The 15,655-nt window shown below is 48.1% G+C and carries 15 protein-coding genes; 11 read left to right on the top strand and 4 right to left on the bottom strand.

What is annotated here, in order from left to right; all coding sequences use genetic code 11:
* Position 1: 1 nt before the first annotated feature.
* From serC to KGF88_RS05060, 10 genes are all read left to right on the top strand, one after another.
* Positions 2-1,084 (top strand): 3-phosphoserine/phosphohydroxythreonine transaminase, encoded by a 1,083-nt coding sequence (serC, locus tag KGF88_RS05105; protein ID WP_153825529.1) that lies wholly within the window; start codon positions 2-4, stop codon positions 1,082-1,084.
* Between the two features lie 135 nt (positions 1,085-1,219).
* Positions 1,220-2,323, top strand: coding sequence for a histidinol-phosphate transaminase (gene hisC / locus KGF88_RS05100; protein ID WP_153825530.1), 1,104 nt, complete (start codon positions 1,220-1,222; stop codon positions 2,321-2,323).
* 53 nt (positions 2,324-2,376) lie between these two features.
* Complete coding sequence (aroA, locus tag KGF88_RS05095) at positions 2,377-3,768, top strand: 3-phosphoshikimate 1-carboxyvinyltransferase (protein ID WP_153825531.1); 1,392 nt, start codon at positions 2,377-2,379, stop codon at positions 3,766-3,768.
* Between the two features lie 59 nt (positions 3,769-3,827).
* Positions 3,828-4,520 (top strand): (d)CMP kinase, encoded by a 693-nt coding sequence (cmk, locus tag KGF88_RS05090; protein ID WP_110074998.1) that lies wholly within the window; start codon positions 3,828-3,830, stop codon positions 4,518-4,520.
* 120 nt (positions 4,521-4,640) lie between these two features.
* Positions 4,641-6,314, top strand: coding sequence for a 30S ribosomal protein S1 (gene rpsA / locus KGF88_RS05085; protein WP_110074999.1), 1,674 nt, complete (start codon positions 4,641-4,643; stop codon positions 6,312-6,314).
* Positions 6,315-6,370: 56 nt separating this feature from the next.
* Positions 6,371-6,655, top strand: coding sequence for an integration host factor subunit beta (gene ihfB, locus KGF88_RS05080; protein ID WP_110075000.1), 285 nt, complete (start codon positions 6,371-6,373; stop codon positions 6,653-6,655).
* A 56-nt stretch (positions 6,656-6,711) separates the two neighbouring features.
* A complete protein-coding gene (locus KGF88_RS05075) occupies positions 6,712-6,990 on the top strand; it encodes a lipopolysaccharide assembly protein LapA domain-containing protein (RefSeq protein WP_110075001.1) in 279 nt (92 codons plus the stop codon).
* Entirely contained in the window at positions 6,990-8,147 is a 1,158-nt protein-coding gene (gene lapB, locus KGF88_RS05070; RefSeq protein WP_153825532.1) for a lipopolysaccharide assembly protein LapB, read from the top strand. Before KGF88_RS05075 ends, lapB begins: the two co-directional genes overlap by 1 nt.
* Positions 8,148-8,843, top strand: coding sequence for an orotidine-5'-phosphate decarboxylase (gene pyrF / locus KGF88_RS05065; protein ID WP_153825533.1), 696 nt, complete (start codon positions 8,148-8,150; stop codon positions 8,841-8,843).
* A 91-nt stretch (positions 8,844-8,934) separates the two neighbouring features.
* On the top strand, positions 8,935-9,252 hold the full coding sequence (locus tag KGF88_RS05060; RefSeq protein WP_324186767.1) for a ComEA family DNA-binding protein: 318 nt from the start codon (positions 8,935-8,937) through the stop codon (positions 9,250-9,252).
* Between the two features lie 70 nt (positions 9,253-9,322).
* Here KGF88_RS05060 and KGF88_RS05055 read toward each other — a convergent pair whose 3' ends face one another.
* Positions 9,323-9,991, bottom strand: coding sequence for a rhomboid family intramembrane serine protease (locus KGF88_RS05055; RefSeq protein WP_153825534.1), 669 nt, complete (start codon positions 9,989-9,991; stop codon positions 9,323-9,325).
* Between the two features lie 160 nt (positions 9,992-10,151).
* On the opposite strand from KGF88_RS05055, the gene ggt reads away from it, so the two are divergent.
* Positions 10,152-11,894: a gamma-glutamyltransferase gene (ggt, locus tag KGF88_RS05050; protein WP_153825535.1), complete on the top strand. Its 1,743-nt coding sequence runs from the start codon at positions 10,152-10,154 to the stop codon at positions 11,892-11,894.
* Between the two features lie 63 nt (positions 11,895-11,957).
* Here the strand turns inward: ggt and KGF88_RS05045 are convergent, their stop codons facing one another.
* From KGF88_RS05045 to metG, 3 genes are read right to left on the bottom strand one after another with little or no spacing between them, the layout of a single operon-like run.
* Positions 11,958-12,323, bottom strand: coding sequence for a histidine triad nucleotide-binding protein (locus KGF88_RS05045; protein WP_153825536.1), 366 nt, complete (start codon positions 12,321-12,323; stop codon positions 11,958-11,960).
* Between the two features lie 54 nt (positions 12,324-12,377).
* Complete coding sequence (locus tag KGF88_RS05040; RefSeq protein ID WP_153825537.1) at positions 12,378-13,568, bottom strand: class I SAM-dependent rRNA methyltransferase; 1,191 nt, start codon at positions 13,566-13,568, stop codon at positions 12,378-12,380.
* On the bottom strand, positions 13,568-15,598 hold the full coding sequence (gene metG, locus KGF88_RS05035; protein WP_153825538.1) for a methionine--tRNA ligase: 2,031 nt from the start codon (positions 15,596-15,598) through the stop codon (positions 13,568-13,570). The genes KGF88_RS05040 and metG overlap by 1 nt, the downstream gene beginning before the upstream one ends.
* Between the last annotated feature and the right edge of the window lie 57 nt (positions 15,599-15,655).

Below are 15,655 nucleotides of genomic sequence, written 5' to 3'. Positions count from 1 at the left end.
CATGAGCGCCCCGTTTAATTTTTCTGCGGGGCCGGCAATGTTGCCGGCAGAAGTAATGCAACAAGCGCGCGATGAGTTTTTAAACTGGAATGATTTAGGTATTTCAGTGATGGAAATAAGTCACCGCGACCCAGCGTTTATCCGCTTGGCGGAACAGGCTGAGCAAGATTTACGCGATTTGATGGCTATTCCAGACCAGTATAAAGTGCTGTTTATGCATGGTGGTGGACGCGGTCAATTCAGTGCTGTCCCACAAAATATTGCGGCTGCTGACGCGACCGTGGATTATCTAAACTGCGGGATTTGGTCTGACTTTGCGATTCGTGAAGCGCAAAAGTACGTGCGCCATGTCAATGTTGTCGGCGCGGCCGTGCAAACCGATCAAGGTAAAGCAATTAGTCATCCAGACTCATGGCAGTTATCTGAACATGCAGCGTACTTTCATTATTGCCCAAATGAGACAGTGGACGGTATTGCGGTGCATGAGATACCGCAAGTGAATGCTCCCATTGTGGCTGATATGTCGTCGAATATTCTCTCTGAGCCGCTGGACGTGAGTAAGTTTGGCGTTATCTATGCCGGTGCACAAAAGAATATAGGTCCTTCTGGTTTCGCGATTAGTATTGTGCGTGAAGATTTGTTAGGTCACGCGCAAACCAATACCTCCACCATTATGGATTATACCGTGCAGGCCAAAGAAGGCTCGATGTACAACACTCCTAACACCTTTGCATGGTATTTATCAGCCTTGGTGTTCCAATGGTTAAAACGCCAAGGTGGGGTGGCTGCGATAGGTGAATTGAACCGAGCTAAAGCGGCTAAGCTTTACCACTACATTGATCAATCAGACTTTTATTCAAATCCGGTGCATCCAGATTATCGTTCACGCATGAATATTCCGTTTTTGCTGGCTGATAACTCGCTTGATAGTGCCTTTTTAAAACAGGCTGCAGCGGCTGGTTTAGTTGGTCTAAAAGGGCATAGGTTTGTGGGTGGTATGCGCGCCAGTATTTATAATGCGATGCCAATGGCCGGCGTGGATGCGTTGGTGGAATTTATGGCTGAGTTTGAACGTAAGGTGTGATGGCTTGAAAGCAAGAGCGCTGTCGCGAAAGCAAGAGCGCTGTTAGCTATTGGATATTAGCTATTGGCGTGGGCACCCTTTACTGACAACGAACAACGAACAACGAACAATCAATAACGAACAACCAGGAAACTCATGACAAACTTTGATGCAAAATCTCTCGCTAATGTTGGCGTACGTAACTTAAGCCCATACCAGGCAGGTAAACCCATTGAAGAGCTTGAGCGCGAACTAGGGCTAACAGATATCGTGAAACTCGCTTCGAACGAAAATCCGCTGGGGTTGAGCAAGCAGGTTACCGCAGCTTTGCAAGATACCTTAGCTGGATTAGCTCGCTATCCTGACGCCAACGGTTTTTATCTAAAGAGCAAACTGGCTGAGAAACTGGGTGTAAATATTAATCAAATCACCTTGGGTAACGGCTCCAACGATGTCTTAGAACTGTTGGCGCGTACCTTTGTTAACGAACATCATGAAGTGCTGTTTTCGCAACATGCGTTTGTGGTGTATCCATTGGTAACTCAAGCTATTGGTGCCAAGGGTATTGCAGTACCAGCGAAAAACTATGGTCACGATTTGGATGCTATGGCCGCAGCTATTACCGATAAAACACGAATGATTTTTATCGCTAATCCAAATAACCCAACCGGTACTTTCTTAACCACGGCTGAGCTGGAAAGTTTCTTAGCTAAAGTTCCTGCGCAGGTGTTGGTGGTGTTAGACGAAGCTTACTACGAATACGTGCCTGCAGCTGAACGAGCGCCTTCGGTTGAATGGGTTCAGCGCTATCCTAATTTGATTGTAAGCCGTACTTTTTCTAAAGCTTATGGCTTAGCCGGCTTACGTGCGGGTTATGCGGTGACTCATGCGGATATCGCAGATTTAATGAATCGGGTGCGTCAGCCATTTAACATGAACAGCTTGAGCCTAAAGGCTGCTGAAGTTGTCTTAGATGATGCTGATTATTTAGCCCAATCTATTGCTGTCAACCAGGCGGGAATGGCACAACTGATTGAATTTTGTGAACAATTTAACTTTGTTTACATTCCATCCTACGGAAACTTTTTGACCATTGAAGTTGGAGCTGATGCGGCCGATATTTATCAGCAGTTACTGCATAAAGGCGTGATTGTGCGGCCGGTAGCTGGATACGAATTACCGAACCACTTACGCGTAAGTATTGGCCTTGAACACGAAAACCAAGTGTTTATTGATGCACTAAAAAGCATGCTACTGTAATTGATGCACTAAAAAGCATGCTACTGTAATAAGTTGGTGGGGTTATTGGTGCTATGAGCGGTAGGATAGCGTTACGTGGATTAAGCTCTTGTACGGGCGAGGTTACTTTGCCCGGTTCAAAAAGTATCGCGAATCGTGCCTTACTAATGGCGGCCTTGTGTAGTAACTCAGATTCGAATTCTGGTTCTCATTCTGGGGCTGCCCCGGCAGTAACTCAGGTAACGAATTTACTGCGCAGCGACGACACTGAACGCATGCTCGAAGCTTTGACTGCGTTAGGCGTGCGGATTGAGCTTGATGCCAACGACCCCAGCCAGGTTACCGTGCATGGTTGCGGTGGTGATTGGCCTTATTGGCAAGCTAACCCGACGGCAACCCTTGAGTTGTTCCTAGGTAATGCAGGTACTGCGGTACGGCCGTTGACCGCAGTCTTGGCTGCCACCTTACCCGCAACTGCCGCTGTGGTGGTAGCCGGCGATGCACGCATGCATGAACGTCCGCTCGCGGCGTTGACCGATACCTTGCAAGCCGGCCATGCTTCAATCAAGTTTCTACAACAGCCAGGCTATCCGCCGTTACGACTCGGTGCTGGTTTGTGTGGGGGCTCGCTGCAAGTAGACGGGAGTGCCTCAAGCCAATACATTTCGGCGCTACTGATGGCGCTGCCGTTGTTGGCGGATGACACCCTGTTAGAGCTGACCGGCGAGGTGGTATCTTGGCCCTACATTGAATTAACTCTGGCTATGTTACGACGTTTTGGTATCACCATTGCCCAAGTGAGTGCCCATGAGTTTTTCATTGCCGGCGGACAACGCTATCAAAGCCCTCAGCAGTATTGGGTAGAAGGGGATGCCAGTGCGGCCTCGTACTGGTTAGCGGCGGCGGCGATTAGCGGTGGTCCGTTAACGGTTAAAGGGGTGGGTGCAGATAGTATTCAAGGCGATATAGCCTTTGCCGATTACCTTGCGCAAATGGGCGCTGAGGTTGATATCCAGCCGCAACAAATCAGGGTGAGCCGCCAGTTATCCGAGCCGTTACAGGCTTTAGATGCTGATTTAAATGCCATCCCTGATGCCGCCATGACTTTTGCCACTTTGGCGTTGTTTGCCGAGGGCACCACAAACATCCGCAATATCGCCAATTGGCGGATTAAAGAAACCGATCGCCTGCACGCTATGGCGACCGAGCTGCGCAAAGTGGGGGCACAGGTGGTTGAGCATGCTGATGGCATTGAAATCACCGCGCCGGCCCAATTGCAGCATGCTGAGATTGCCACCTACGATGACCATCGGATGGCGATGTGCTTTTCGTTGTTAGGTTTCAGTGCCAGTGGCGTGACTATTCTTGACCCTGATTGCTGTCGCAAAACCTACCCGCGTTATTTCGAAGATTTTTGTGCGGTAACGCAAACGTCGAGTAAGGTTCATCGTAAGTTCACCGAATAAAGGTGCAATTTTCTGCCAATTCCGTATAATTGCGGCGCTTTTATTGGGTAGGGGATAGCATGACCAAACAGATTCCGGTAATCACCATCGATGGACCAAGCGGTGCCGGCAAAGGTACGGTAAGCCGTATTCTCGCTGATAAGTTAGGTTGGCATTTACTTGACAGTGGCGCCATCTATCGCGTTTTAGCTCTCGCTGCGTTGCATCATGGGTTCGCCGCCGATGATGAAGCAAGCTTAGTGGCTCTAGCAGGTGCGCTAGACGTTAAGTTTGACGTAGAAGAAGACCCAGACTTAACCCATATCATCTTAGAAGGTGAAGACGTTACCATGACCATTCGTAATGAAGAGGTCGGTAATATGGCTTCCAAAATTGCTGCGTTGCCACGGGTACGTGAAGCTTTATTGCGCCGTCAACGGGCGTTTAAAGAGCTGCCAGGCCTCGTTGCTGATGGTCGAGATATGGGAACTGTGGTGTTTACCGACGCTGCGGCAAAGGTGTTTTTAACAGCCAGCCCAGAAGAACGTGCACAACGGCGTTACCAACAATTGCTAGATAAAGGTTTTACTGCTAAAATCGACCAATTAATCACCGAAATTCGCGAGCGTGATGCACGCGACACCAATCGCTCGGTTGCACCTTTACGTGCTGCCGAAGGATCGTTGCAGATAGATTCAACGGATCTGAGCATTGACGAGGTGGTGGACAACATTCTTGAGTTTGCATACAGCAAGCTCTCGCATTCTGAGTAGGTCAGCATGTAGCTGGCTAACTTAGCGGTCTGTAGCAAGGATAAGCGAACAGATTATTTTTAATAACCCCGCCGAACAGGATGTCTGGTGGACGTACTTAACTGAAGTAAGCTAACTCATATGTCAGAAAATTTTGCACAGCTGTTTGAAGAAAGCCTCAAAGAGGTCGAAACTCGCCCAGGTTCTATCGTAAAAGGCACCATCGTAGCTATCAACCGTGACGTTGTTTTGGTAGACGCCGGTCTGAAATCTGAAAGTGCTATTCCGGTTGAGCAATTCCGCAACGCAGAAGGCGTTGTAGAAGTTCAAGTTGGCGATCAAATTGACGTAGCACTAGATGCGGTTGAAGATGGTTTCGGTGAAACTATCCTGTCACGCGAAAAAGCAAAACGTTATGAAGCTTGGTTACAGCTGGAAAAAGCTTATGAAGACCAAGAAACTGTTACCGGTTTCATCAGCGGTAAAGTTAAAGGTGGCTTCACTGTAGATTTAGGTGGCGTTCGTGCATTCTTACCAGGTTCATTGGTAGATGTTCGCCCAGTTCGTGAAACGACGCACCTAGAAAACAAAGATTTAGAGTTCAAAGTTATCAAGCTAGACCAGAAGCGCAACAACGTTGTTGTTTCTCGTCGTGCTGTTATTGAAACTGAGAACAGTGCAGAGCGTGATGAGCTGCTAGAGAACTTGCAAGAAGGTCAAGAAGTTAAAGGTATCGTTAAGAACCTGACTGACTACGGCGCGTTCGTTGATCTAGGCGGCGTTGACGGCTTGTTGCACATTACCGATATGGCTTGGAAGCGCGTTAAGCACCCAAGCGAAGTGGTTAACGTAGGCGACGAAATCAATGTGAAAGTATTGAAATTCGATCGTGAGCGTACTCGCGTATCATTAGGTCTGAAGCAATTAGGCGCAGATCCATGGGCGGATATCGCTGCTCGTTACCCAGAAGGTCATCGTTTGACTGGTCGTGTAACCAACTTAACTGATTACGGCTGCTTCGTTGAAATCGAAGAAGGCGTAGAAGGTTTGGTACACGTTTCTGAAATGGATTGGACCAACAAAAACGTTCACCCATCTAAAGTTGTTAACTTGGATGACGTGGTTGAAGTTATGGTTCTTGAAATTGACGAAGAACGTCGTCGTATTTCACTTGGCCTGAAACAGTGTAAAGCTAACCCTTGGGAAGAGTTCGCGAAGAACTTCAACAAAGGTGACAAAGTGTCAGGTAAGATCAAGTCAATCACTGACTTCGGTATCTTCATCGGTTTAGATGGCGGCATCGACGGTTTGGTTCACTTGTCTGACATCAGCTGGAACGCTACTGGCGAAGAAGCTGTACGCGAATTCAAGAAAGGTGAAGAAGTTACCGCTGTGGTGTTACAAGTTGACGCAGAGCGCGAGCGCATCTCTCTTGGTATCAAGCAATTAGAAGAAGATCCGTTCAACAATTATCTGGCAGCTAACAAAAAAGGTGCTATTGTTACTGGTAAGGTCATCGAAGTTGATGCCAAAGGTGCAAAAGTTGAACTGGCTGACAGCGTTGAAGGTTACGTTCGTGCCGCTGATATCTCACGTGATCGCGTTGAAGACGCTACCACTGAGTTGAAAGTTGGTGACGAAATCGAAGCTCGTTTCATGGGCGTTGATCGTAAGAACCGTACTTTGAGCTTGTCTATTCGTGCTAAAGACGAAGTTGAAGAGAAAGAAGCTATTGAGTCAGTGAACAAGCAGCAAGACGAAGCTGACTTCTCTAACGCAATGGCTGAAGCCTTCAAAGCGGCGAAAAACGACTAATAAGTCAGGTTTACTGAAAACCCGAGCGCATTGACGCACACATAGAGGAGCTTAAGATGACAAAATCGGAACTGATTAACCAGTTAACGGCGTTGTACCCAGAGCATTCTTCGCGTCAGATTGAAGATGCGGTGAAAGAAATTATCGAGCAGATGGCGCAGCAAATGGCGTCAGGCGGACGGATTGAGATTCGTGGCTTTGGTAGTTTCTCATTGCATTATCGAGCGCCGCGGGTTGGACGTAATCCTAAAACCGGTGAATCGGTTGAACTTGAGGGCAAATATGTCCCTCACTTTAAACCGGGTAAAGAACTGCGCGAGCGGGTCGACAACATCGGTTGATTTTTAACGTCGAGTTAAACAAAACGGCATGCTACTATAAAGCATGCCGTTTTTTTATGAAGACGAGACCTGTAACTATGATCCGATTCTTGTTTGTTAGCTTACCCTTATTGATTCTATTTTTAATTGCCATCGCTTTTGGTGCTATGAACAATACGCCAGTCACCGTCGATTTTCTGGCTGTACAGCAACAAGTTTCGTTAGCCCTAGTTGCAGCACTATTTTTGGCTCTTGGCTTTATCATTGGTGTGATAGCCATGTTAGCTCGGCAATTTCTGTTAGGCCGAGAAATAAAGAAATTACGTAAACAGCTGGTGAAAACGAGCACCCCTTAATGCTTGAACTGTTATTCTTATTGTTACCTGTTGCTGCTGCCTATGGCTGGTTCATGGGGCGTAACAGTGTGCGTAATGAAGACCGCAAAGAACAAGAACAATTCTCCAAGCAATATGTCACCGGCTTAAATTTATTACTTTCTGATCAACCGGATAAAGCAGTCGATCTGTTTATTGAACTGCTTGATGTAGATTCAGACACCTTAGAAACCCACTGGGCGCTGGGTAAACTATTTCGCCGTCGTGGTGAAATAGATCGCGCGATTAAAATTCATCAGAACCTCACCTCCAGACCCTCGATAACCGAACAGCAACGGCGCATGGCCATGTTTGAGTTAGGTCTAGATTATCTGGCTGCGGGTATTTACGATCGGGCCGAAGACATGTTACTGGCCCTGCAAACCGACAAACAGTTTCATGAAGCCTGCCAACGCCATTTATTAGAACTTTATGAATCGACCCATGAGTGGGATAAAGCGATTCGTGTCGCCTTGAAAATCACTCGCTTTGACAGCTCTGCTGAGGTATTGGTAGGACAACTTTATTGCGAATTAGCAGAGCAACAAACGCAACCTGAAGCGGGCGAAAAGTATTATTTAAAAGCGCGTCAGCACGATCCTGAATGTGTCCGTGCAGCGCTCGCGCTAGGGCGGATGTGGTATGCCCAGGGGCAGCTAGTCAAAGCGCGTAATATATTGGTGGGCATCCTGCATGAAGATAGCGATTTCGTCAGCGAAGCCTTACCACTCATCAAAGCATGTTTTGATGATTTACACGATGAAACAGGCTTGGTGCAGTTTTTACATGAATGCGTGAAGGTGGCACACTCAACCTCAGCTGCCGTGTTATTGTCTGAACTTATCGCTCGTGAAAATAGCATTGAGGCAGCAGAACAATTTATTCAGTCTTCCTTGATTCAAAATCCGACCATGCGCGGGTTTCATAAATTAATGGATTTTCATATTCGTGCGGCTGATGTTGGTAAAGCTCGCGATAGTCTGCGCATGCTGCAGAAGTTGGTGCAACAGCAGATGCAACAGCGGCCGAAGTATCGCTGTCGCCACTGTGGCTTTTCGGGCAGTACCCTTTATTGGCATTGCCCTAGCTGTCGTAGTTGGGGCGAAATAAAACCCATAATTGGTTTAGATGGAGAATAAATGAAACAGTCAGAAATCTTTGTAGCCTTAGATTATGCCACGCCTGCACAAGCTTGGCCGTTGATTAAGTTACTTTCACCTAGTGCGTGCGGTTTAAAGGTTGGCAAAGAACTCTTTACTGCGGCAGGCCCTGAATTTGTGAAAGAGTTGGTTGCGCTGGGCTTTAAAGTATTTCTTGATCTGAAATTTCATGATATTCCAAACACCGTAGGTAAAGCGGTACGAGCTGCTGCCGACCTTGGGGTTTGGATGGTTAACGTGCATGCAAGCGGCGGTAGTAGGATGATGCAAGCGGCGCGGGAGGCTCTGGCAGACTTACCCCAGCCACCTTTCTTAATCGCGGTTACGGTGTTAACCAGTATGACAGCCGAAGATTTAGCCGAGCAAGGCATTAACGTAAGCCCGCAAGAGCAGGTGTTACGGTTAGCCAAATTAACCCAGCAAGCGGGCTTAGATGGGGTGGTTTGTTCGGCCCAAGAAGCCGAGCTGATTGCCGAACACTGTGGCCCGAACTTTATGCGAGTCACGCCAGGTATTCGTCCAGCCGGTAGTGCTGCAGATGATCAGCGCCGTACTATGACGCCTGCAGCGGCCAATCAATTAGGAATTGAAGTGTTAGTCATCGGTCGACCTATTACTCAAGCGTCTGACCCCGCCGCAGCCTTAACTGCAATTAAGCAATCGCTCACGGCCTAATACGAGCTATTTAATGGCTTAAACGCCAGCACCTTCGTACACTCTTCAGGTCTGCATGGTGCAGTCATCAAACTGACTTGGAGAGTGCCTTATGTTACGGAAAACCTTGATTTTCGCCTCGATGTTATCGCCGCTGGTGTTGTTACAGCCGGCTGTAGCCCAACCTTTATTATTTGCTCCTACTGCAGTGGCGATGCAAGAAGCAGCAAGTACCCCTACGGTTAATATCAATACTGCCAGCGCCGAACAGTTAGCGATGGCACTCACCGGCGTCGGCTTAAAGCGAGCTGAAGCTATCATCAAGTTACGCGAGCAGTTAGGCACTTTTAGTGATGCTAACCAACTGATGCAGGTGAAAGGAATCGGCCCACGTATGCTCGAACTCAACAAAGATCGGATTGTCCTGTAACGGTGTTAACGCAGTTGTTATAGCGACGGATCTGATTAAGTTATAGGGCCCAAGGATTGGGCCCTTTATTTTATTTGTCCTGGTTTGATTCTGCCATGGTAGCCAAAGCTTTGAGGCTGCGGCAGTGCAGATGCCACGCGAGTAAACCACCCACTAAACCACAGGCATGAAGAATACCTATCGCTTGCGGATCGCCGATGCTCAACAGAATTTTACTTTGCAGCAAACCAGAGTACTCGAGTAGCACTTTAAGCCCTAACAGCCCAAGCACTATGGGGTTCAGCCAGTCAGCCCAGCGATAATCTTGTTGCCGCCAGTCAAGTAGCACGCCAAGTAGCAGTAGCCCGTGTAACACTGCCGAAAAGCCTACAAAACGGCTTGGGTAACCAATCAACCAGACCAAAGCAGCAATGACAACGGCGATAATTAGAAGTGCATTAAACCAGCTCCGCAGGGTGAAGTTGCCAGCAAAAAATAGGGTAAGCAGAAGCAGTCCAATCGCATTGTAGATGGCGTGCTGAGCATCAAGGTGCAGGATATGAGCGGTAAGCAGGCGCCAAGGCTCTTGCCACACCAAAGGTTGAGTAAAATCGAAGGTCTCAAGCAACGAGCCTTGTTGTTGCTGATAAAAATGCAGCCATACCATAATCACAGCAAGCAACAAGCTACTGATGGTAATTTGTCCTCGTTCAGATAAGACTAAGGCAGATAATGTTGTTTTGGGCGGTGATTTTGACACGTTGTCATCCTTACATGGCGGCCTATGAATGACGAGGATAAGCCGCAATGGCGTTGTTATCAATGGCACAAGATCTTATGATAGTAGCGATAGTATGAAAAGACTGAATGACTAGGTAAATCCGCATCTTGCGAGTAATAGCACGAATAAGGTGATAATTATGCAGAAGTATTGGGCGTTACTAGCGCTAGCATTAGTTGGTTGTGGTAGCCAAACTACCCCTACGGAACGGGTTGCAGCTGATCCTGAAGCAGCTACTGGCTTTATTGCGAAAAGCGGGCAAGCAGCCCAGCAATATATGGTGGCAGCAGCTACCCCGGCGGCGGCAGAGGCTGGGCGGAAGGTGTTAGCGGCAGGTGGAAGTGCAATTGATGCCGCAGTGGCGGTACAAGCCATGCTCACTTTAACTGAGCCACAGTCTTCTGGTATTGGTGGCGGTGGTTTTTTACTTTATTGGGATGCCAGCGAACAACAACTTTACACCGTTGATGCGCGTGAAACTGCACCCGCAGCTGCCACGCCGGAGTTGTTCCTCGACGCCCAAGGGCAGCCACCGGCTAGCTTTTTAGACGCTGTGGTAGGTGGGCGTTCGGTAGGGACCCCGGGTATTTTGCGTGGTTTAGAGCGAGCTCATCAGCAATGGGGCAAGTTGCCATGGCAGCAGCTATTCACCGATACCATTACTACAGCTGAGCAGGGTTTTACGGTTTCTGCGCGGCTTCAAGGCTTACTTGATTTGGAATTTCATCCTGGCTTAAAAACTTTAAGCCCAGCCAAAGACTATTTTTATCCAAACGGGCAAGCCCTCAAGCAAGGGCAAGTATTAAAAAACCCTGAGCTAGCTGCCAGCTTACGAATGATTGCCGAACAGGGTGCAGATGCTTTTTATCAAGGGCCGTTGGCGACACAAATAGCGCAAGCGGTGCAACAAGCCGAACGTAGCCCAGGCACCTTAAGTGTCGAAGATTTAGCAAGTTATCAAGCAGTTATTCGTGAGCCAGTTTGTAGTAACTATCGTGTCTATGAGGTGTGCGGGATGGCACCGCCAAGTTCTGGTGGGATTACCGTGCTGCAAATATTAAGCATGTTAGAGAGTAAAGATTTAGCCGAGTTAGCGCCAAACAGTGAACAGGCTGTCCATTATTTTACCCAAGCATCGAAGTTAGCTTTTGCGGATCGTAATCGTTACATTGCTGATAGCGATTTTGTGGATGTTCCTGTCACCGCCATGCTTGATAAGGGCTATTTAACCGAGCGCGCGCAATTGATTGGCGAGCGTGATTTAGGTAAGGCAACGCCCGGTGAACTAACGACTCTGGTATATGCAGATGATCAATCGCCGGAGCTCCCTAATACCTCCCACATCTCTATTGTTGATGCTGAAGGCAATGCGGTGTCTTTAACCACCAGTATTGAAACAGGATTTGGTTCAGGGGTGATGGTAGGAGGCTTCTTGCTAAATAACCAACTGACGGACTTTTCAATCGTACCTGAAGTGAACGGCAATCCGGTCGCTAACCGGGTTGAGCCGGGTAAGCGCCCGCGTAGCTCGATGTCACCGATGATGGTGTTTGATGAGCAAGGAGAGTTACTGCATGTGGTGGGTTCACCTGGCGGTGCTCGGATTATTAACTATGTTGCACAAACCTTGATAGGCTTGCTTGATTGGAATTTAGATATGCAAGCAGCGATGGATTTGCCGCACGTGACTAACCTAAATGGTGAGACTGCACTAGAGCGGGGAACCACGATTGAAGCTCTAGCAGAGGGCCTCAAAGCCCGTGGCCATCAGGTACGGGTGCAAGACCTTAACAGCGGTTTGCATGGTATCAGCCGCTTAGAAGATGGTAGCTTGTACGGTGGTGCAGATCCTCGTCGCGAGGGTATTGCGACCGGTCAGTAGTTGCTCTTAAAAAGGAAGGCCGCTGGTGACTTAATGCTACCTGCGGCCTTTTTTATGCTTCGCCTAAACTTGTTTCGGCCGGTTATTTGCAAACGGCGGCCAGCCCATGGTGATCCCCGCTAACAAGTGCAAGTGAATGTGGTACACCGATTGGCCACCATCTTCATTGCAGTTCATCACGACCCGATAGCCGTCTTTAGCAAAATCATACTGAGCGGCAATTTTTGCTGCCACCCAATACAAATGCCCAACAATTTCACGATTTTCTTCCGTAATATCATTGATGGTGGCTATGTGTTGTTTCGGGATAATCAACAGATGAACGGGCGCTTGCGGATTAATATCTTTGAACGCCAAACTCAGATCATCTTCGTAGACTATCTCAGCTGGAATTTCGCGGCTGATAATTTTGTCAAAAATAGTACTCATGCTTACCTCGTCTATGCTGCTGTTGCGCTGCTTATGCTCATAACTCTAGCTAAGTTAACCGCGCAGAACAAATCCTTTTAGATACAACGACTCTGGAAAGTTAGTGCGGACCGGGTGATCCGCGCCCTGAAATAACCGCTCAATGATGTGTAGCGGGCGCTTGGCATCCAGGGCTGCATCTGCGACTACTTTTTGGAACAAATCTACAGGCAACAGGCCAGAACATGAAAACGTGATCAGGGTACCACCGGGCTTGAGGATCATAGTTGCGAGACGATTGATATCTTTATAACCACGGCATGCATTATTGAGGTTCGCCTTATTATCGACAAACTTGGGTGGGTCGAGCACAATCACATCAAACCGCTCACCGTTTTGATGAAACTTGCGTAAGGCTTCAAACACATCAAGTTGCAGGTTTTGTAGCTGTTCGGGGGGCAATTGGTTGCGCTCATGATTGGCAGCCGCTTGCGCCAAGGCCGGAGCTGACACATCTAAGTTAACCACCTCGGTTGCACCAGCTGCTGCTGCGTATAAGCCAAAACCACCAGTATAACTAAAAGCGTTCAAGACACGTTTGCCGGGTGCATACTTTTGCATCGCTAACCGACTATCACGCTGATCTAGGTAATAACCGGTTTTGTGTCCAGCTTGAATATCCACGCCCAGTTGCAAGCCGTTCTCTTCAATCCATAAAGTGGTTGGAGGCGCCTCGCCGGATTGGCTGTAGAGTACTTGAGTGACTGTTGGTAAGCCTTCTTTTTGCCGCACATCCACATCGGAGCGCTCATAAATAGAGCACTCAGGAAACAATGCTCGCAAAGCGTTTACAATAGCATCGCGCCAGAGTTCAGCTCCTGCGCTGAGTAACTGGCAGACCAGCCAATTATCGTATTTATCGATGGTGATACCGGGCAGTTGGTCGGCCTCGGCGGCAACCAGCCGATAGGCATTACTGCGCAGATCGAGCCCATCGCGTAGCGCTTTTGCCGCAGCAATGCGTTGCAGAAAAAACTCGGCATCAATGCTGTCACCTTGATTAAAGCTCCACACCCGCGCTCTAATTTGCGATTTGGGAGACCAAGCGGCATAGCCGAGCCAGTCTCCATTGTGTGCATGGATAGAGACAGTAGCACCGCTTTCAGGTTGGCCTTTAACGCGTGCAATGGCTCCGCTAAATATCCACGGATGTAAGCGCTTTAGAGATTTTTCTTTGCCTTCGTAAAGGTGTACGGTAGCGACCATTATTTAACCCGCATCCCTGGTTTTGCACCAGCGTGTGGATTAAGAATAAACAGTTCTTCGCCACCAGGGCCGGCGGCTAGAACCATGCCTTCTGATAAGCCAAACCGCATTTTGCGTGGTGCCAAGTTAGCGACCATCACGGTATGTTGGCCAATCAGTTGCTCTGGGGCATAAGCCGATTTAATGCCGGCAAAAACTTGGCGTGTTTCACCGCCTAAATCTAGGGTTAACTTGAGTAGCTTATCAGCGCCTTCAACGTGCTCGGCGTTAGCAATAAGTGCGATCCGTAAATCAACTTTAGCAAAGTCGTCATAGTTAATTTCGGCGCTGATAGGATCTCGTTCGAGTTCACCGTTGCTGGTAGCGGCCGCAGCTGGGGTTGCGCTGGCTTTAGAATCTTCAATCATGGCTTCTACTTTTTCCATGTCAATACGTTGTAACAGGGCCTTGAACGGGCTAATGGTGTGATCTGTTAATAGCTGTTGGTGACTATCCCAACTAAATTCATCGTTCAAGAACTCTTGCACGCGGGTCGCCAAGGCTGGCACCACTGGGGTTAAATAAATCATCAGTAAGCGGAACAAATTAATCCCGATAGAACAAATCTCATGCACTTGAGCCTGTTTGCTTGGGTCTTTGATAAGCTGCCAAGGCTCTTGCTCAGCAATGTAGAAGTTTGCTTTATCAGCCAGTGCCATGATGTCGCGCATCGCTTTCGAAAACTCGCGTTTTTCATACGCTTGGGCGATGCCAGCGGCCGCCGCTTGGAATTCATCTAAGAGGCTGGTATCGCTAATGCTAGCTGCTAACTTGCCGTCAAATTTCTTACTAATAAAGCCAGCACAACGACTCGCTATGTTGACCACCTTACCAACTAAATCTGCATTAACGCGCTGAGCGAAGTCGGTCAGATTCAAATCCAAATCGTCAATACGGTTGGTCAGTTTGGCAGCGAAATAGTAGCGCAGGTAATCCGGATCTAGATGGTCCAAATAGGTACGAGCCATCACAAAAGTACCTTTGGATTTGGACATTTTGGTGCCGTTCACCGTGATGAAGCCGTGCGCCCACACGTTGGTTGGTTGCCGGAAGCTTGCACCCTTAAGCATGGCTGGCCAAAACAGGCTATGAAAGTAGATGATGTCTTTACCGATAAAATGATAAAGCTCGGCTTGGCTATCGAGTTGCCAGTAGTCGTCAAAATTAGCTTTGCCGGTGGTTTGGCAATAGTGCTTAAAACTACCCATATAGCCAATTGGAGCATCAAGCCACACGTAGAAATACTTGCCAGGCGCATCTGGGATTTCAAAGCCGAAGTAGGGGGCATCACGGCTGATGTCCCACATTTGTAGGCCTGACTCAAACCATTCGTTTAATTTGTTTGCCATTTCGTCTTGCAACGAACCTGAACGAGTCCATTCTTTTAGCATCTGCTCAAAGGCTGGCAAATCAAAGAAGTAATGTTCTGATTGACGCAGCTCAGGGGTGGCACCAGAAACCGCTGATTTAGGGTTTTTAAGTTCAGTTGGTGCATAGGTAGCGCCGCACACATCGCAATTATCGCCGTACTGATCTTCTGCACCACATTTAGGGCAGGTGCCTTTGACGAAGCGATCGGGCAAAAACATCTCTTGCTGTGGATCGTACAACTGCTCAATGGTCTTGGTTTTAATATGCCCAGCATCACGTAAGCGGGTGTAGATAAGTTCCGCTAGTTCACGATTCTCGTCACTATGGGTCGAGTGATAATGATCAAAGGCCACATGAAAGTCCGCAAAGTCAGCTTGGTGCGCTTGATTCATATCGGCAATCATTTGCTCTGGCGCAATACCTAATTGCTGCGCTTTAAGCATAATCGGCGTACCGTGCGCATCATCGGCACAGACATAGTGGCATTCGTGTCCACGTAACTTCTGAAAACGAACCCAAATGTCGGCTTGAATGTAGCCAAGCATATGCCCAATGTGAATTGGCCCATTAGCGTAAGGAAGGGCATTGGTAACCAGAATTTTGCGAGTTGCTGTCGGCATGGATATTTCCGTTAATTCCGTGATATTTAAAGGCCTAAAGTGTAACTTAATCGTGGC

It is taken from the genome of Idiomarina loihiensis, from assembly GCF_024584785.1.
In the GTDB taxonomy this organism is placed as follows: Bacteria; Pseudomonadota; Gammaproteobacteria; order Enterobacterales; family Alteromonadaceae; genus Pseudidiomarina; species Pseudidiomarina fusca.
The sequence above is the reverse complement of the archived record's forward strand: the minus strand, read 5'-3'. Positions and strand labels throughout refer to the sequence as shown.